Origin of the sequence: Vibrio sinaloensis DSM 21326, from assembly GCF_000189275.1 — a bacterium.
In the GTDB taxonomy this organism is placed as follows: Bacteria; Pseudomonadota; Gammaproteobacteria; order Enterobacterales; family Vibrionaceae; genus Vibrio; species Vibrio sinaloensis.
In genome coordinates this window covers 1-19,072 of the sequence record NZ_AEVT01000073.1, presented here as the reverse complement: position 1 = coordinate 19,072, position 19,072 = coordinate 1, and the positions used below count along the sequence as shown (strand labels likewise).

The window sequence follows — 19,072 nt, the reverse complement described above, 5'->3', positions numbered from 1 at the left end:
CTTACTGAGTGAATGTGTCCTATCAGGTGCTGAACTTGATGCTGTAATCGATTGCGATATACTGCGCGAAATGATTGATGGTAGTAATGTAAATGAGCTCAAAGATTTTACTGATCGAAGATGACAGAGATATTTCTCAGCTTACTCAGATGTACTTAACAGCGGAAGGGTATCAAGTTGAGGCGATATATGATGGCGACAGTGCGATTGATAAAATCCAACACTATCAGCCGGATTTAATCCTGCTAGATTTGATGCTACCTGGTAAGTCCGGCGCTGAAATATGTAGCCAAGCACGCGAGTTTTACACTGGCATGATCATGGTTTTGACAGCATCAGAAGATGACATGAGTGAGGTTAGTCTGTTTAAGTTTGGTGCAGATGATTACGTCACCAAACCAGTAAGGGGTCACATTTTGGTCGCTCGAATTGAAGCCCTGTTGCGCCGTTATCATCGACAGCAAATGCTTGAGCAAGCAAGCCATATTTCAGATGCGCATGGCATCGTCATTAACGAAAAAAATCAAACGGCATACCATGACCACAAGCCTTTAAACTTGACCAATTCGGAATTTGAAATTCTGCAATTGCTGGTCGAGCATTCTGGTGAGATTGTCTCTAGAGATCATTGCTGTCGGTCAGCGAGAGGAATAGAGTACAATGCGAACAACCGCTCGATTGATATGCGAGTGTCGGGGCTAAGAAAAAAACTCATTCAAGCTGAGGTATATTCTGCCACCATTAAGACGATCCGTAACCAAGGGTACAAACTTGTGAGTGCAGAACGATGCGCATAGTTGCGAAACCTCGCTCTATGTTTACCTGCCTATACATCGAGAGTTTAATTGGTCTTATCATCACCTTTGCCTTGTTCAGTCATTTTGGCAGTGGTTATATGCGCCAAGCGGATCTGGATATTTTTGTCGATGATGGCATGCACCATGTCCAGCATTACATCAACACTCGCTACGACAGTGATGGATTGCATCATAAATTGAATAAGTTCCGTGAACTCACCTTCTTTGACTACAAACTCTCCTTGGTCAGTAACTGGAATGAATCTAAGTCACTGTGCGGCGACTGCTCGGTTTATACCAGTTCCCAAGGCGTTCGGATTTTCGTTGATGAAGATGAGCTGCTGCGTACAGCGCTACCTTTACCAAATTCCACCGCTCATTTGGTGTTTCAAGAGATCGACGATCCTTTTAACACCACGACGCCTTGGTACGAAGACCAAGAAATACACTTTATGCTGTCACTGTTTGTCACCATGAGCGTCGCGTTGGGGCTGTTGATATACCTGCCTTTGTATCGAGTGAACAAACGAGTGAACCGCCTCATTCAAGTCCAAGAGCGCTTTGGCAGAGGAGATCTAAGTGCCAGAGCAGAGACGTACCACATCTCTCCGGTCAAGGAGCTCTCGCAAAGTTTTAATGAGATGGCAGAAGACATTGAGTTGAAGGTAAAACAGAATCAGATTTTCGCTCATGCGGTGCCCCATGAAATACGAACTCCGCTGAGTAAAATTCAAATGGCCTCAGATCTCGCGCGTCGAGAAGACTGCAGTAACCGAGAGCAACTGTTTAACGATATTGACGACTATATTGAAGACATCTCTGATTTAACCAGTGACATATTGCAACTTGCCAAGCTTAACGGAAAGCCAGACCTAGACCTGCCAAGTGCAGACAATAAGGTGTCTCTCGGAGAGCTCTGTCGTAACCGTTTAGATATGATTGCATCTAATCAAACGCGCTTAATTGTCGCACCGGATGTTGAACAAGACGAAGTGATCCTTTCGACAACACTCGCGAAACTCGTGCTCGATAATTTGATAAAGAATGCGGATAGGTATGGCAACGGCCTTATTGAAGTGACGGTTCATGAATATGTGGCGTGCTGGACCATTGATGTGGAAGATAATGGTGAAGGTATCCCACTTGATAAACGCCAAGAGATTTTTATGGCGTTTTCTCGACTCGATAAAAGCCGCAATGCACGTGACGGAGGTTTTGGTCTTGGGTTAGCAATTGCTAAAAATGCAGCGAGAAAACTCAATTGGCGTTTGTCAGTGGACGACAGTCATCTTGGTGGGGCACGTTTTACGGTTGTGATCGATAAATAAAAAATCCCGCTTGGTGAGCGGGATGTTTCATTGAACGGTTCTTCTAATTGGCGTCAACGGTGCACTCAACCTCATACACCAACTCTTCGACTCGGGACGGCTGCAGTACTTTCTCTGCGGCGATACCAAACCGGCATGCCATCATTTGGTTGTACATGCTCCAGTGGTTAAGTAAGCACTGTTGATAATCTTTGGTTTCGTCACGCCATGTTTCAAGCATAAATGGCTCAAGGCTTGCCGCTGAGTGAGCAAACATGATCATTTGCCATTTTACTTCCCAAATCTTAATGGGAGTTTCAGGGTTTGCTTGGTTATATTCATCGGCAATTTGGTTAACCAAAGATTCGATTTCACCCGTGTTATCGATGAAATAATCGAACAGCGCGTCTTCTTGTCTTACTGCATCGGCAATCAGTTGGATAGGCTGTTTAAACGTCAGCATATGAGCTAACAAGTGTACCGAGAATAGGTACAGTTTTTCATTTGCAGTCGTATCTCTTGGCATGTTGTCGATAATGACATGGATATAGTTTTCCATGTACTTATGCAGACCATCGCTAATTGCATACCAGATTTTTTCTTTGCTTCCAAAATGGTGGCGAATCAAACTGTGCGAAACACCGGCTTTTTCACTGATGTTTCTTAACGAGACACGTTCATAGCCAAGCTCACAAAATAGCTCGGTTGCGACCTTCATAATTTCGCATTTTGTCTTCTCTGCGTCTTGCGCGCTTCGACGACCTTGTTTTCTCTCTACCATAATCTCTATCAATCTTTTGTGACGCCGTATTTCTACCAGATATAGACGGACATTTCATTAATAACGTGGCGGTTAGGCTGATCATACCAGAAATTTTTACTGCACACATGGAAAATAAATATTGAACTCAGTGATGATTTAACTATACTGCACGTCTGTGCAATAAAATTAGAACGAGATCAGGTTATGGTCAAATCAACATTCAGAATAAAGCCAGTCGCTCAAATACTTGCTGTTGGGATACTAGGCAGCGCATTAATTGGTTGTAACAAAGCCAGTTCAGAAATTGTGACCCCTGTGGTTACTCCCGTTAAGCTTGTGGAAGTTCCAGATGTGCACGCATTTGCACAGGACTCATTCATCGCAAAAATGGATGCTACAGAGCGTGCGGCTTTATCTTTCCAAGTTTCAGGAGAGGTTGAACAGCTTCACGTAAAAATGGGCAGCATAGTCAAAAAGGGGGAGCTACTGGCCACTCTTGATCCTACTGATTATCAACTGGCTCTAGATGCTCGCACCGCTGAGTTTGATTTGGCAAAAACTGCCTTTGAACGCGCTGAGCATCTGTTTACCAAAAAGTTGATCAGTGCAGACCTATTTGACCAAAGTGAAACGCAGTTCAAAGCGGCTCAAGCTTCTCTGAAACAAGCACAGACAGATTTGAAGTACACCAAGATTAGCGCGCCTTTCGATGGTGTGGTGTCGATTACGTTTGCGAAAGAACACCAAGTGGTTGGCGCTTCCCAGCCCGTTCTCAACATCATCGACAACCACGTGATGGACGTTGTGTTTACCGTCCCGGTGAGTTATGTCGAACGTAACGGATTGAACAAAATTGAAAATGCGCCGCTGTCGGTCACTATGGATAGCCATCGTAATGTCGTGATTCCGGCGCAATTCAAAGAAATTTCTACACAACCTGACCAAGACACAAACAGCTACACCGCGAGCGTGACAATTGAACGTCCTGCTGACTTGAATTTATTACCGGGTATGACAGGGCAAGTGCGCTTACAAAATGGCGACAAAAACCAAGGTATCCGTATTGCTGATTCGGCATGGCTCAATAAAACAGACTTTGCCGGAGAGTTGTTCGTATTTGACCAAAACACCAGCACCATTAGTCAAGTTCGTGTGGAGTTTGATGCTCAAGGGCGAGTCATTTCGGGTTTGAACAGCGGGGATCTCGTTGTCGAGGCGGGTGTCGATCGCCTAGTCACCGGACAGAGAGTTAAAGCGTGGGAAAAAGAGGGAGGCATCTAATGAAGCTGACTAAACTCAGTGCTCTAGGGCTTGCGATGCTAACACTTGCTGGGTGTAAACCGGCGACAGAACATAGAACAAAGAACCCAATGGTCGTGGATACTTACACAGTATCGACACCTATTGAAAGCCAGTATCGCAATTTTAATGGCCAGGTTATGCCAGCAGAGCTGACTCCTTTAGCCTTTCGATTAGACGGTGAACTTGCCGGGATTATGGTTCAAGAAGGTGACAGTGTCACTAAGGGCCAGGTCGTCGCAATGCTAGACGACTCAAAACTACGCCAAGGTTTATCGGATGCCCAAGCTCGTTATGAACTGGCGCTAAAACAGTTCAAACGTGGTGAAGAGCTACATGCAAATACTATGATTTCTAAAGCAGAATTGGATGAATTACGCGCAAGTTACAAGCTCGCTAAAGCAAACCTTGGCTCTGCTCAGTCTCGTATGAGCTACACGCGATTGAAAGCGCCGTTTGATGGCGTTATTTCGAGTGTTACAAAGAAAAAACATGAAGCGGTGACTCCAGGCGAAACCATCGTCTCGATTTACCAAGACAATAATGTTTACGTAAAGGTTAGCGTTTCTGATTCGGTTTTGGCGATGCTAAAGCCTGAAACACGTTCTGAGCGTTACCAGCCTGTTGCTACCTTTGCGGGTCATCAAGGTCGCTACCCTATGTCCTATCTAGAGCACACTAGCGAACTTCACCCCCAAAGCCAGACCTATGAGTTTTGGTTATCTATGCCTCAGATCGATCAATCGGTTCTGCCGGGCACCAGTGCGAAAGTATCGGTCGATTTAATTGAAGCTGGCCTCAACATGGCTCAAGGGTTTCAATTGCCGATGACTGCGATAGAGGCGGGGGCATCTAGCCAAGATTTCTACGTGTGGAAGTTGGAAGGCGGTAAAGCACATCGTTATGAGATCAATGTTGATCAAATCAATGGTACAGGTGCACTGGTATCAAGCGGCATTAAACAGGGTGATGTACTCGTAAGCTCTAGCTTGCGCAAACTTCGTGAAGGAATGGAAATTAAAGGAGCCCAGCTGTGAACATTGCTGAGTATTCAATAAAAACAAGGTCATCAGCTGGCTGTTTCTGGTTATTCTTGCTATCGGCGGATACACCTCTTTTATGGATCTTGGTCGGCTGGAAGATCCCGCCTTTACCATTAAAGATGCAATGATCATTTCTACCTATCCTGGTGCGACATCACAGGAAGTGGAAGAAGAGCTGACGTACCCATTAGAAAAAGAAATTCGTAAGTTACCTTACATCGACAGGATCACCTCGACGTCTTCCAACGGGATGTCGCAGATCATGGTGAGTATGGAGATGGAATATGGTCCTGATGAGCTTCCGCAAATTTGGGATGAGATGCGTCGAAAGATTAACGATTTACAGCCAAATTTACCGACCGGTGTTAGCTCAATCCAGATCATTGACGATTTCGGTGACGTTTACGGCATTATGCTAATGCTCACCGGAGACGGTTATGATTATATCGAGCTTAAACGATACGCAGACTACCTTAGCCGTGAGCTTGAACTGGTCGATGGCGTAGGTAAAGTTGCCGTGGCAGGGGATCAACAAGAGCAACTTTTTGTTGAAGTGTCACTTGAACGCCTTGCTGCCTTAAACTTAGATATGAACACCGTTGTTGGTTTGCTTAGCCAGCAAAACAGTGTTCAGTCTGCGGGCGAAGTGATGGTTAATGGTCAAGCTCTGACTATTCGCCCAAATGGAACCATGAGCTCAGAGCAAGAGCTAGAAGATTTAATTATTCATGGTCGCGATACTGGGAACTTGATTCGTCTAAAAGATGTGGCGACGATTACTCGCGGGATTCAAGAAAAACCTTCTAACGTTCTGACTTACAATGGCAAACCTGCAATTAACCTTGCGATCTCTTTTGGTGCTGGTGTTAACGTCGTAGATGTCGGTAAAGCTCTTGAGGCAGAGCTGCAAAGCTTAGAAAGCATCAAACCTGCTGGTGTAGAAATTAACTATTTCTACAACCAATCCGCCGAAGTCGATAAGTCTGTTGATGATTTTATTGTTAGCCTTGGTCAAGCGGTTGGTATCGTAATTATCGTGTTGCTGTTTGCAATGGGATTGCGAAGCGGTTTGATCATAGGATTAGTGTTGCTTCTAACGGTATTTGGTACGTTCATTTTGATGAAGCAAAACGATGTAGAGCTGCACCGCATCTCTCTAGGTGCGCTGATTATTGCATTAGGCATGCTGGTTGATAACGCCATCGTGGTAGTGGAAGGGATACTGGTTGGACTAAAGAAAGGCAAAACTCGTCTGCAAGCTGCGGTTGATATCGTTAAGCAAACTCAATGGCCGCTATTAGGCGCCACTGTCATTGCAATTACCGCCTTCGCGCCAATCGGTTTGTCGGAAGATGCAACCGGTGAGTTTATGGGCTCATTGTTCTGGGTACTGTGTTACTCACTATTCTTAAGCTGGGTGACGGCACTGACGTTAACGCCATTCTTGGCGAATTTACTGCTCAAAGAAGAGAACAATGATGCTGATGTCGAAGTTGACCCATACAAAGGTGTCTTGTTTACCGTGTTTGGCGCGAGTCTAAAACTTGCACTGCGTTTCCGTTGGCTGACCGTCGCAAGTATGGTTGGTTTGCTGGTTGCCGCAGTGGTTGGCTTTGGCATGGTTAAACAGTCGTTTTTCCCGCCATCAAACACACCAATGTTTTACGTTGATATGTGGATGCCTGAAGGCACCGACATTCGCGAGACATTAGAAGAAACTAAAGATGTTGAGCAGTTCATTCGTTCCAAAGAGAGCGTGGACTTTGTCACAACAACGACAGGGCAGGGACTACAACGTTTTGCGCTGACCTATCAACCAGAGAAAAGCTACGAAGCGTATTCTCAAATTCAAGTGAGAACAACAGACCGTGAGTCGATGTTTGTATTACTTGAAGAGCTAGATCGAGAGTTATCGACTCAATTTGCTCAGCCAACCTTCCAGTTTAAGTTGATGGAATTTGGACCGTCTCCGGCGTCGAAAATTGAAGCTCGAATTACGGGGCCGGATCCTCAAACACTGCGTGACATTGCGGTAGAAGTCGAAGATATCCTTAATGCGGATCCTGGTGCGAGAAACGTTCGTCATGACTGGCGTGAAAGAACTAAGGAGTTGGTGCCTCAGTTTAATGAATCTAAGGCCCGCCGTTTAGGCATTTCGAAAGAGGACCTGTCCAATACGCTGCAAATGGCGTTTGGTGGTACTCCAATAGGTTTACTTCGAGACGGCACCACTATGCTACCAATCATTGCTCGCCTTCCTGAGCAAGAGAGGGTCGATTTTGAGTCGATGGCGAATGTTAAAATCTGGAGTCCGTCGCTACAAACATACATTCCAGTCGAACAAGTCATTGATGGCGTTGTGCTTGAATGGCAAGAGCCGTTAATTCAACGTCGTGACCGCAAACGTACTTTAACGGTGTTGGCTGACCACGACGTGTTAGGTCATGAAACCGCGGCGAGTTTGTTCGCTCGTATTCAACCGCAAATCGAAGCACTTCCGCTGCCGGAAGGTTACGAAATTACTTGGGGTGGTGAGTATGAATCGTCTAAAGATGCTCAGGAAGCTCTGTTTGGCTCGCTACCCATGGGCTACTTGTTGATGTTCATTATTACCATGCTGCTGTTTAACTCATTGAGAAAACCGCTAGTGATTTGGTTCACTGTACCTCTGTCTATCATTGGTGTCTCGATTGGTTTGCTAGCAACGGATATGCCTTTTAGTTTCACCGCTTTCTTAGGGTTATTGAGTTTAAGCGGCATGATCTTGAAAAACGGCATCGTGTTGCTCGATCAAATCAACATTGAGTTGTCGTCAGGTAAACATCCATATGATGCTGTGTTTGATAGTGCAATATCTCGTGTTCGACCTGTCAGTATGGCTGCACTGACAACGATACTTGGAATGATACCTTTGGTATTTGACGCATTCTTTGGCTCAATGGCTATAACAATCATGGCTGGCTTAGGCTTTGCTACCGTACTCACGCTTATTGTTGTGCCAGTATTGTTTGCCATTTTCTACCGAATCAAACCATCCACTGCCGGATAACTTCATGGAATGAATAGAGATTCGAATTAGCCAAGCCCAGTCTTTTGACTGGGTTTTTTTGTCTCTTGCAAACTTATAGAGTTATTAAACTATAATTAAATATCACAATAGCACTTCGACGTTAGTCTTAAATTAAAACACATGCTTATTCCAAAGTTTAATCAATTACTTAGTGTAATTATATTGTTTTAAATAATGTTTGTATTCCAGCTATATTAAAACCAAAGTAGAAATAGCTAGTAATAAAATCATAAATTAATCCACCAATTATTGGCGAAATTAATCACTCCCTCCTATATGCAACATTCATCAATGCAAAAGCGGTTTCATGACAAAAACTTCGTCAAAACAGTACTTTAGCAACTACTGATTAAAGTGTTGTTAATTTTATTTATTTAGAAACAATGACTTAAATTGGATTAACATGTATATAACATTTCATTCCTTATGAGACTTTGTTCAACTTTATGCGCATAAATTCAGAAATTATTTGAACTGTAATATTTTGGGTTTAGGTTTAATAAATAGAACAAGAGAGAAATTCTCTTGATAAAAATATTATACAACGTTGGTTGGTGCTTATTTAAGGCACCGGACGATGGCAAAATTTTTATTCACTTTGCTGTTAAGAATGGAGTCTCTTAATGAAAAAGATCGCTTTGATCACTGGATCAAAAGGCGGAATTGGTTCTGCTATTTCTTCTCAATTAGTCGAAGATGGCTATCGTGTTATCGCGACCTATTTTACGGGTAAATATGACTGCGCAAAAGAGTGGTTCGATGAGAAAGGTTTTACTCAAGAGCAAGTCAGATTGTTTGAGTTGGATGTGACGGACACCCAACAATGTGCCGAGCGACTAGCACTCCTGCTCGAAGAAGAAGGCACGGTCGATGTGGTTGTAAACAACGCGGGCATCACTCGCGATGGTGTATTCAAAAAAATGTCTGTCGATGCTTGGAAAGAGGTTATCGACACTAACTTAAACAGTCTCTTCAATGTGACTCAGCCTGTCTTTGCTGCAATGTGCGAAAAAGGCGGTGGACGTATCATCAATATCTCTTCTGTGAACGGCTTAAAAGGGCAGTTTGGACAAACAAACTACTCTGCAGCGAAAGCGGGCATGATCGGATTCTCTAAGGCCTTAGCGGCTGAAGGTGCACGAAGCGGAGTTACGGTAAACGTGATTGCTCCGGGTTACACGGGTACACCAATGGTAGAGAAAATGAAGCCAGAGGTGCTTGATGCAATCAAGTCTCAAATCCCAATGCAACGTTTGGCCAAGCCGGAAGAAATTGCTCAGTCAGTTTCTTTCTTAGTAAGCGATGCAGGTGCTTATATCACCGGCGAAACGCTTTCTGTAAACGGCGGCTTATACATGCATTAAGGAGAGAGTCATGGAAAAAGTTTATCTAGTTGCTGCGAAACGTACACCTATTGGTGCTTTTGGCGGAACTTTAAAAGACATCAGCGCAGGCAACTTAGCTTCAATCGCGATAAAAGCCGCTTTAACAGAAGGCGGAGTAAGACCTGAAATTGTTGATGAAGTGATTGTCGGCAACGTTATCGGCGCAGGCCAAGGCATGAGTGTTGGTCGTCAGGCTGCAATATACGCAGGTATTCCAGAAACAGTACCTGCCTACACACTGAACATGGTGTGCGGCAGCGGTATGAAGACGGTAATGGATGCCGCCAGTCACATCAAAGCGGGCGATGCTTCTATTGTTGTCGCGGCGGGGGTGGAAGTGATGTCACAAATCCCGTTCACAGTCTCTGGCAGTGTGCGAGATGGTCACAAGATGGGCAACATGACATTGACCGATCTGTTGATCAACGATGGTCTAACGGATGTCTTTAACCAGTACCACATGGGCGTAACGGCCGAGAACGTTGCTCGTGAGGTGGGTATTGGTCGTGAACAACAGGACGAATACGCGTTGGCGAGCCAAATGAAAGCGGTTGCGGCTATCGAAGCGGGTAAATTCAAAGATGAGATAGTCCCCGTTGATGTGAAAAAACGTCGAGAAACGATCGTCTTTGATACTGACGAATATCCAAAGGCAAATGCAACGCTAAGCGGTCTTGAGAAGCTACGCCCAGCGTTTGACCGCGAAGGTACTGTGACAGCAGGTAATGCATCGGGCATCAATGATGGGGCAAGTGCCGTTATCGTAGCCAGCGAATCGGCAGTTGAAGAATTTGGTCTTCAACCAATTGCTGAGCTGGTTAGCTACGCGCAGTCTGGTTTAGACCCACAAATTATGGGGCTGGGGCCTGTCGAAGCCGTCTCAAACGCTTTGGTCAAAGCGGATCTTTCGACTCAAGATATTGACCTCTATGAGCTTAATGAAGCTTTCGCGGCTCAAGCACTAGGCGTTATTCATAAACTGGCTCAAGAGCAAAACGTTTCTGTTTCTTCAATATTCGATAAAGCCAATGTCAACGGAGGGGCGATTGCTTTGGGCCACCCTCTAGGGGCATCGGGTAATCGTATTTTAGTTTCGCTGATTCACGAACTTAACCGAAGTAAAGGTCAATATGGTGTGGCCTCTCTTTGTGTAGGTGGTGGAATGGGCACTGCTGTTGTAATTAAATCAATTGCTTAGCCATAGGTTAAGTGAACTGAATTCGCTATTTAAATGGAATTAACTCAGGAGTAATACTCATGTATACCGATTTTTTCAAAACTTTTACTGATCAAACTGAAAAAGGCCTAGAACCATACGTTAAGTTCAACAAGCTTGTGACTAAAAACGTAGAGGTACTAACTGAACTGCAACTTAACGCAATCCGTACGTACAGCGAGATGGGTTTGACGCAGATGAAAGCGGCAAGTGAAATCAAAGATGTGACTTCGCTAACAGCGTTTAACAGTCAGCAACTTGGCGCGCTAACTAAGCTTTCTCAACAGATGATGGACGATAGCAACAAGCTACAGTCAATCGCAAAAGAGTTTAAAGAAGATGTAGAACAACTTACTTCGGAAAACCTTAAGACAGTGACTCCTGCATAACACTGTGCATTATTGCCGCCTCTTTAGGCGGCTTTTTTCCGATCTTAGGAGTAATACTATGTATCAAAACTTCTTTTCGGACTACCTTGTTAAGCTCCAAGAAACCAATCAAAAATGGTGGGCAGATCTAGAACAGAGCAGGGCAGCCGCAAACTCACCTCTCAACAAAGCCATGCAGGAAGTCAATCTGGAAGACACGGCCAAGCTATTTGAAAGTGCCGCAAATCAACCTGCAGCTTTGTTACAAATTCAAGCAGAATGGTGGCAACAGCAACTTCAAATTTGGCAAAATGTCGCGTTGGCGGGGAACAGCGAAAATGTCGTTGAACCCGAGCGTGGAGACAAACGCTTTGCTAATGAAGAATGGCAGCAAGATGTATTTTACAACTTCATTAAGCAGTCTTATTTGTTGTTTAGTAAAACTTATTTGCAAACCATCGACAGCATCGAAGGGCTGGACGAGAAAAGCAAAGAGCGTATTAGCTTTTTCTCTCGCCAAGCGATTAATGCATTATCACCGAGTAACTTTATTGCGACGAACCCGGAGCTGCTTAAGCTTACGTTAGAGCAGAACGGTGAGAACTTGTTAACTGGGTTAGACCAACTCAAAGCCGACTTGGAATCAAGTGCGGATATCCTAAAGATTCGTATGACGAACAACAATGCCTTTAGGATAGGTGATGATGTTGCTAACACCGCTGGCGAAGTGGTTTATCAAAATGAACTGTTCGAACTTATTCAATATCGCCCTTTGACCAAGCAAGTTAACGCGGTGCCTTTGTTGATCGTGCCTCCGTTTATCAACAAGTACTATATTCTTGACCTACGTGAAAAGAACTCTATGGTTCGCTGGTTATTGGAGCAGGGCCACGCCGTGTTTATGATTTCTTGGCGTAATCCGGGTGCCGAACAGCGAGATGTAGAGTTTGGCGACTATGTTACCGAAGGGGTTGCCAAAGCTGTTACTGCGATTGAATCAATTACAGGTCAAGAGCAGATTAATGCAGCAGGTTATTGTATTGGTGGTACCGTACTGGCGAGTACCATTGCCTACTATGCGGCTAAGCGAATGAAGAAGCGCATCAAGAGTGCGACCTTCTTTACAACTTTGCTTGATTTCTCTCAACCTGGAGAAGTAGGTGCCTACATCAATGACACCATCATCGATGCCATTACGTTGCAAAACGATGCCAAAGGGTACATGGATGGACGCTCTTTGAGTGTGACGTTTAGCCTACTGCGAGAAAACAGTCTGTATTGGAATTACTACGTAGACAACTACCTAAAAGGCAATAGCCCGGTAGATTTCGACTTGTTGTACTGGAACAGCGACAGCACTAACGTGTCAGCCGCAAGCCATAACTTCTTGTTACGAGAACTGTATTTGAACAATAAATTGGTGCAAGACAAGGGTGTGAAAATTGGCGGTGTGTGGATCGACCTCAACAAGATTAAGATTCCAACTTACTTTGTCTCTGCTAAGGAAGATCATATTGCCCTGTGGCAAGGAACATACCGAGGGGCACTCAATGTCGGTGGCAATAAGACCTTCGTTCTTGGTGAGTCAGGCCATATTGCCGGTATTGTTAACCACCCTGCGAAAGGTAAGTATGGCTACTGGACCAACGATAACCTAGATGACAACGCTGATGAATGGCTATCCAATGCGAATCATAGTGAAGGATCTTGGTGGACTCATTGGAACCAATGGTTACTAGGCTTTAATCCTGAAGAGACCGTTGAGCCTTTTGAGGTCGGTAATGACGATTTCCCGGTTATCGGACAAGCCCCTGGTCAATATGTTAAGCAAGTGCTTCCGGTAAAAGAGTAAGTCGCTAGCAAGTAAACTAAGAGCCCCAACTGAATGTTGGGGCTTTTTTGGTTGTGCAGATTGATTAAAACAAGTCCAGATGCAGAGCGGATCATTTTCATTTGTAATGTCAGCATGAATTTGTTTAATTGGTGTTAATAAGGTTAGGAGAAGATAACAATGAAAACAGTTGGCGTAATTGGTGGGATGAGTTGGGAATCGACAGTGAGCTATTACCAAGGACTTAATCAGGGGGTTAAGCGGGCTCTCGGAGGCCACAACTCAGCAAAAGTGATCATTAATAGCGTCAACTTTGCGGAAATTGAACAAATGCAACGCGATGGAGAGTGGGATAAGACGGCAGAAATTCTGATTAACGCTGCCCAATCACTAGAAAATGCAGGGGCAGACTTTTTTCTCATTGCGACAAATACCATGCACAAGGTGGCCAAACAAGTAGAGGCCTCGGTCTCGATCCCTTTGCTGCACATTGCGGATACCACTGGAGAGGAACTGCATAAGCAAGGGATAACGAAAGTCGCGCTACTAGGTACGGCATTTACCATGGAACAAGAGTTTTACAAACAGCGTTTGACCGATAAATTTGGCATTGAAGTGATTGTACCGAATGGTGTTCAACGTAAGTTGGTACATGATGTCATTTACGATGAGTTGTGCATGGGGATAATTCAAAGCCGTTCAAAAGACGATTACCGAGTCATTATGGAGGAGCTTGCCATGAACGGTGCTCAAGGGGTCATTCTAGGCTGTACAGAGATAGGTCTACTTGTCGAGCAAACGGATTGTTCGGTTCCACTGTTTGATACAGTCACCATTCATGTAGAAGCAGCAGTAAGAGAAGCTTTACGATGAATCGAAATGTTTGGTTATTATCTGTCTGCCAAGCGCTATTGATGACTGGCAATATATTGCTAATTTCCGTGATTGGCTTGGTTGGCAAAACCCTTGCGCCTAACCCAAGTTTGATTACTTTACCTGTAGCGTTGCAGTTCTTAGGATTGATGTCTGCCACTATACCTGCTTCCTTAATCATGGGACGCCTAGGTCGACGCGTCGGCTTCAGCTTAGGTAACGTTATCGGCATAAGTGGTGCGGCGATAGCGACGTTTGCTCTGTCGCAGCAGCTGTTTACTCTATTTTGCGCAGGTACCTTTCTACTGGGAATTGGCATAGGCTTCGGTACTTTATATCGTTTTGCTGCGATTGAAGTATGCGAAGAGCATGCAAGACATAGAGCCATTTCTATCTCTATGGCAGGTGGCGTGCTGGCAGCGATATTAGGGCCTAATCTGGCTGTCTATTCACAGCAGTGGTCTAACGATGGGCTGTATGTTGGTGCGTTTATGGCTCTGATTGCGCTTAATATTCTGGCGCTGTGTCTGTTGCAGACGATCCAGTTCCCTAAGGGCAATCATAAAGATAAGCAAGTCAAAGCGGACTCAATCAGAGAGATCGTATCGGCGCCTAATTTTATGCTGGCGGTATTCGCCGCTATGGTGGCTTATGCGGTGATGAACATCTTAATGACAGCGACTCCCTTGGCAATGATAGGCTGCGGTTTTGATTTTGAAAAAGCCGCTGGAGTGATTGAGTGGCACGTATTGGGTATGTTTGTTCCTGCGTTTTTCACTGGACGTTTAGTTGAACGTTTCGGGGCTCAGAAAATGATATTGACTGGCGCCATCTTGTTCGTCCTTTGTATTGCGATCAACATTCATGGTCAGTCGATTTGGCATTTTTCTGTGGCTTTGATTGTGCTCGGCGTCGGGTGGAACTTTATGTTCATTGCCGCAACGGGCCTCTTTAGCCAGTCTTATCTAGCGCGCAATAAATCCAAAGCACAGGCGTTTAATGAGTTCTTTGTGTTCAGTTGCGTCACGGTGACGGCACTGTTATCTGGGTGGTTAGAATCGACCGTAGGTTGGGAGGCGATGAACCTGTATGTTCTGCCGTTTGTCGTGGTAGTGATAGGTCTGTTTGGCTTGAGCAATTACAGAGCCAAACACGCGGCGGTTTAGCCTATTGCGGAGCCTTCCTAGAGATACTGGGTGTGTAGTGTTCAAAGCCAATGGGCAGAAGAGAAATCCTCTGCCCATTGTATTGGAAGGTTATTTTTCTGCTGTGTATGCGCCGTAAGCTTTGGTGCCCCATAAAGGCACGGTCGATAAGCTGTGCTTAAAGCTGCCTTCTGTCTCTTTAGTTGTGTATGAAAGATAAAGCAGAGTTTGATTCTCTGGATCAAAAATGCGTCGTACTTTCATCGTTTTGAAAAAGATACTTTTCGACTTTTGGAAAACGACTTCACCAGATTTACTTTTATCAATATGAGCGATCATTTCTGGTGTGATTTCGCCAGTTTGACGACAAGAAATAGAGCTGTCACTTGGATCCGCTAAACTTAAGTCCGCTTCAATAGAGGCGATATGGCAGGTGACGCCTGGCACTTCATCATCGACTAAGCTACTAACTTTAATGTCTTTTAGAGTGAACCAGCCTAAGCCTACGTCACCAACTTCGTTATCTGAACAGCCAACCACAGATGCCGCGATAGCGGCTGCCAACAGTATTTTCTTCATCTGAGAGCCTTTGTTGTTATCGTTTATGAGTAGTCCAAGTCCAACGAAGCGGTCTATGAGTTCTTAACAACCGCCGAATGAAAGCTGAATGCTAAGGGACGATGAACTTATTCCTTTAATCGCGTAAAAATCCACTTGCCAAGGTTAGCATATCTGCTTTTCAGTTACATACTGAATAGTTATAGAAAACACTTGAGAACACTGAGGGTTACCGATAAGCTGACGGAAAACCATCCGCCAAATAGTGACATGTCCGAATCAAACCTTTCTATCGTTGATGTAAAGAATCAGTGGCTTTCCCAACATGTAGATGTAAAGTACCCAACTCCTGAAAGTTTAGCTGGCCGCAAACTGTATCTTAATGATGCTAAAACCAAGCACTGCAAGCCTCTAGAGGCTGTTGCTGATGCGCAGACCATGTATCATCAGGATGAGATTTATTTGGTGGATTTTCATCGACTGACGGTGATGTTTGCACTGCTTCAATCTCAGCGGTGGGAAAAGCAGGAAGAGCAAGAACTTGTTGTTGAATACCTAACGCAGATTATTTACTCCGAACCTTGTGAGCTATACGTCGGTTTCAAACAGGGCGAGCCTTCAGCTGCTGCTATTGTAACTCAGATTGATGGTCAAATTTTACTCTCTGATTTGGCCGTGAAGCACCAAGAAGAGACAGAAATTCAAAGCTTTACGAAAGGCTTACTCAACAAGTTGGATGTAAACCCAAATGAATACAGTGACATTTATCTAGAATTCTAATATTAGAGACAATTCTGCTTGATGGTGATGATATAATTCAGCATCTTAATTAAAGACCTGAATATGATATTTTGCTGTTACGTCGTCTGTTTCTTATCCTGTTCTGCGCGCTATCTTCGGTTAAAGTCTTCTCCGCAGAATGGCAAGCTAAGCATATTTTGGTTCTTCACTCTTATGAACCTTCCTACCATTGGACTTCCGATTTCCAACGCGGTATTGAGGCCGCTGCAGCCCAGTTAAATCAGCCCGTTAAGTTCTCCTTAGAGTATCTTGATACCAAGCGTCTAAGGTCGGCGAACTATCTGAGAGAGTTCCAACGATATTACTCAGTGAAGTATCAAGATGTTGTCTTTGATGGTGTTTTGATTACCGATGATAACGCTCTAAATATGGTGAACCAGTGGCAAAACAGCCCTATCGCACGGGTGCCTATAGTTGCTGGTGGTATTAATGACTTATCAGCGCGCTTAAATACGGCCCCGTCGATCTCAAAAATTCTTTACGAGCGCGACGATTTGCAGGGAACGTTGGCGATGATTTCAGCGTTAAGGCCGCAGTTATCCAACCTTTATTTTGTCACTGACGATAGCCACACGGCTGGCCTCGTGAGAGAGTCGTTTGTCGAGGAGCTGCAAAACAGCGAACTTGCGGATATTCCCCTCACGGTTATTGAAAATCAAACGCTTCAAGAGACGGCCAATACATTAGCTAAAGTTTCGTCGAGTGATGCGATCATCTTGTCTCATTACAACACGGAATTGGACTCTGGTACTTTCCACAGCTACGAGGCGATAGCTAGCCGCCTGGCACAAAGTACCAGTGCCCCGATTTTCGTTTTCTGGGAATTTTATATTACTGGCGGAGTGGTTGGAGGCTATGTTAATCGCTCGGAACAAATCGGTCAGCGTATGGTGGTCGAGTTGGCCCATCTTCTTGGCCTTACTTTTGACTCACCATTAATTGTGCAGGGTGGAAAGAGGGCCGTTGTCGATTACCAAGCGATTGAGCGGCATGCGCTGAATCTGGACGAACTGACAGGGCCTGTGCTTGTACTCAACGAACCAGAGAGCGAACTCAAAGAAAACTTGCATACGATTGGTTACTCAATGTTATCGTTTGTGTGTCTGTCGATTGTTATTGTGAGTCAGTCGCGAACCATTCGTCAAAAAAGAGAACTTAACGATAAGAACCGTAAGATTGTCGCGTTACAAAGAAAAACGCTAGATGTGCAAAAGCAGATGATTCACGTGCTGGGTGAAGCGATTGAGACTCGCTCGGGCGAAACCGGCAATCACGTTAAGCGCGTTGCGAAACTCTCCGCGCATTTGGCAAAACTTTATGGCCTAAGCCACCGCGAAGTAGAAATGCTCGAAATTATCAGCCCGATGCATGATGTGGGCAAAATTGCTATTCCAGAAACGATTCTAGATAAACCAGGCAAACTCACACCTGATGAGTGGGCGATTATGCAAACCCACACTCATACAGGGCACAAGTTGCTCAGTAGCTCGAAAGGGGAGATCTTTCAGCTTGCTGCGATCGTTGCCCTTCAACATCACGAAAAGTGGGACGGCAATGGCTATCCTGATGGCATTGCCGGTGAAAAAATACATATCTTTGCTCGGATTACCGCTATCGCAGATGTGTTTGATGCTTTACTGAGTGTGCGTTGTTACAAACGCGCTTGGTCTTTAGAACAAGTGATGGAACTCTTTCGTGAACAGTCCGGTCAACAGTTTGACCCTGAGTTGACGGAGCTGTTACTTCGCCACCTTGATGAGTTTGTAGAGATTCGTCGACATTATCCAGATCACATTGAATCACCGTTCTCAATTGCTAGTTGATAATGTGTCAGTTGTACTTAGGCTAAAAGGTGATTTGCGCGAGAGTTTTTGTATTTAAACTTCGGCGAATGATCAATCTGTTAAGCTAGTCATGCGAAACCGACTTAAGTTGCATAATATTTCTCGAGGCGAATTAAGAAGGTGATAACAATGACAAAGCCTCAAATTAAATGCGTTATTTTTGATTGTGACGGTACCTTGATCGATAGCGAACGTCTGTGCTGTGAAGCCTTGTGCAAAGTATTTAGCGATTTTGGCTCTAACCTCTCAATAGAGGATGCCATGAGCCATTTTGAAGGCGGCAAGCTCGCTGATATCCTCGCCCAAACTCGTCAACGATTAGGGGTAAAGGTCTCTATCGACAAACTTGAACCCTTGTATAGAGAGTATTTAGATCAGTTGTTTGATCAACAACTCAAGCCAATGGAAGGTGTATTCGAACTACTCGATTCGCTGAAAAGCAAAGGAATTGAGTATTGCGTTGCGTCGAATGGGCCACGGAGTAAGATTGAGCACTCCCTTCGGCTCACTGGTTTACTTCCTCATTTTGAAGGTAAGATATTTTCAGCTTTTGACACGAATAGCTGGAAGCCAGAGCCTGACTTAGTGATGTATAGCGCCATGAATATGGGCTTTAGATTAGATGAATGCCTGTATGTTGATGACACGCCTAAAGGGCTAGAAGCGGGGGTAAGGGCTGGCGTTAAAACCATCCATTTGGTCGGATTGAATGAGCGACATCATTCACTGGAGCTAGAGAAGATATCGAACTTAGCAGAGTTGGAAAGTTGTA

At 44.6% G+C, this 19,072-nt stretch carries 15 protein-coding genes and 1 pseudogene; 14 read left to right on the top strand and 2 right to left on the bottom strand.

The genetic code is table 11. The features are described from left to right. Nucleotides 1-92 precede the first annotated feature (92 nt). Nucleotides 93-797: a response regulator transcription factor gene (locus tag RH45_RS12940; RefSeq protein ID WP_008077840.1), complete on the top strand. Its 705-nt coding sequence runs from the start codon at nt 93-95 to the stop codon at nt 795-797. Further along, a complete protein-coding gene (locus tag RH45_RS12935; RefSeq protein ID WP_008077839.1) occupies nt 788-2,125 on the top strand; it encodes a sensor histidine kinase in 1,338 nt (445 codons plus the stop codon). The genes RH45_RS12940 and RH45_RS12935 overlap by 10 nt, the downstream gene beginning before the upstream one ends. Nucleotides 2,126-2,168: 43 nt before the next feature. On the opposite strand, the gene RH45_RS12930 is transcribed toward RH45_RS12935, so the two are convergent. Then, entirely contained in the window at nt 2,169-2,885 is a 717-nt protein-coding gene (locus RH45_RS12930; RefSeq protein ID WP_008077838.1) for a TetR/AcrR family transcriptional regulator, read from the bottom strand. Between the two features lie 186 nt (nt 2,886-3,071). Between RH45_RS12930 and RH45_RS12925 the strand changes: the two genes are divergently transcribed. From RH45_RS12925 to RH45_RS12885, 9 genes and pseudogenes are all read left to right on the top strand, one after another. Further along, nucleotides 3,072-4,148, top strand: a complete 1,077-nt coding sequence (locus RH45_RS12925) for an efflux RND transporter periplasmic adaptor subunit (RefSeq protein WP_008077837.1) — start codon at nt 3,072-3,074, stop codon at nt 4,146-4,148. Then, nucleotides 4,148-5,203 carry an efflux RND transporter periplasmic adaptor subunit gene (locus tag RH45_RS12920; RefSeq protein ID WP_008077832.1) on the top strand — a complete coding sequence of 352 codons (1,056 nt, stop codon included), beginning with the start codon at nt 4,148-4,150 and terminating at the stop codon, nt 5,201-5,203. The genes RH45_RS12925 and RH45_RS12920 overlap by 1 nt, the downstream gene beginning before the upstream one ends. Continuing rightward, nucleotides 5,200-8,258: pseudogene (locus RH45_RS12915) on the top strand (efflux RND transporter permease subunit). Before RH45_RS12920 ends, RH45_RS12915 begins: the two are co-directional and overlap by 4 nt. A 644-nt stretch (nt 8,259-8,902) precedes the next feature. Then, nucleotides 8,903-9,643, top strand: a complete 741-nt coding sequence (locus RH45_RS12910) for an SDR family oxidoreductase (protein WP_008077827.1) — start codon at nt 8,903-8,905, stop codon at nt 9,641-9,643. Between the two features lie 10 nt (nt 9,644-9,653). Continuing rightward, nucleotides 9,654-10,862, top strand: coding sequence for an acetyl-CoA C-acetyltransferase (locus RH45_RS12905; protein WP_008077825.1), 1,209 nt, complete (start codon nt 9,654-9,656; stop codon nt 10,860-10,862). A gap of 59 nt (nt 10,863-10,921) precedes the next feature. Beyond that, nucleotides 10,922-11,269 (top strand): phasin family protein, encoded by a 348-nt coding sequence (locus RH45_RS12900; RefSeq protein ID WP_008077824.1) that lies wholly within the window; start codon nt 10,922-10,924, stop codon nt 11,267-11,269. Between the two features lie 58 nt (nt 11,270-11,327). Then, entirely contained in the window at nt 11,328-13,100 is a 1,773-nt protein-coding gene (phaC, locus tag RH45_RS12895; protein ID WP_008077823.1) for a class I poly(R)-hydroxyalkanoic acid synthase, read from the top strand. Between the two features lie 159 nt (nt 13,101-13,259). Further along, nucleotides 13,260-13,952 carry an aspartate/glutamate racemase family protein gene (locus RH45_RS12890; protein WP_008077822.1) on the top strand — a complete coding sequence of 231 codons (693 nt, stop codon included), beginning with the start codon at nt 13,260-13,262 and terminating at the stop codon, nt 13,950-13,952. Next, nucleotides 13,949-15,118 (top strand): MFS transporter, encoded by a 1,170-nt coding sequence (locus RH45_RS12885; protein WP_008077819.1) that lies wholly within the window; start codon nt 13,949-13,951, stop codon nt 15,116-15,118. The genes RH45_RS12890 and RH45_RS12885 overlap by 4 nt, the downstream gene beginning before the upstream one ends. A gap of 90 nt (nt 15,119-15,208) precedes the next feature. Here the strand turns inward: RH45_RS12885 and RH45_RS12880 are convergent, their stop codons facing one another. Beyond that, a complete protein-coding gene (locus RH45_RS12880; protein WP_008077817.1) occupies nt 15,209-15,676 on the bottom strand; it encodes a CreA family protein in 468 nt (155 codons plus the stop codon). A 192-nt stretch (nt 15,677-15,868) separates the two neighbouring features. On the opposite strand from RH45_RS12880, the gene RH45_RS12875 reads away from it, so the two are divergent. The 3 genes from RH45_RS12875 to RH45_RS12865 form a co-directional block, all read left to right on the top strand. Further along, a complete protein-coding gene (locus RH45_RS12875; protein ID WP_241211644.1) occupies nt 15,869-16,435 on the top strand; it encodes a flavodoxin in 567 nt (188 codons plus the stop codon). 71 nt (nt 16,436-16,506) lie between these two features. Then, nucleotides 16,507-18,279 (top strand): HD domain-containing phosphohydrolase, encoded by a 1,773-nt coding sequence (locus RH45_RS12870; protein WP_008077814.1) that lies wholly within the window; start codon nt 16,507-16,509, stop codon nt 18,277-18,279. A gap of 150 nt (nt 18,280-18,429) precedes the next feature. After that, the coding region (locus RH45_RS12865; RefSeq protein ID WP_008077811.1) for an HAD-IA family hydrolase at nt 18,430-19,072 on the top strand (643 nt) is incomplete at its 3' end.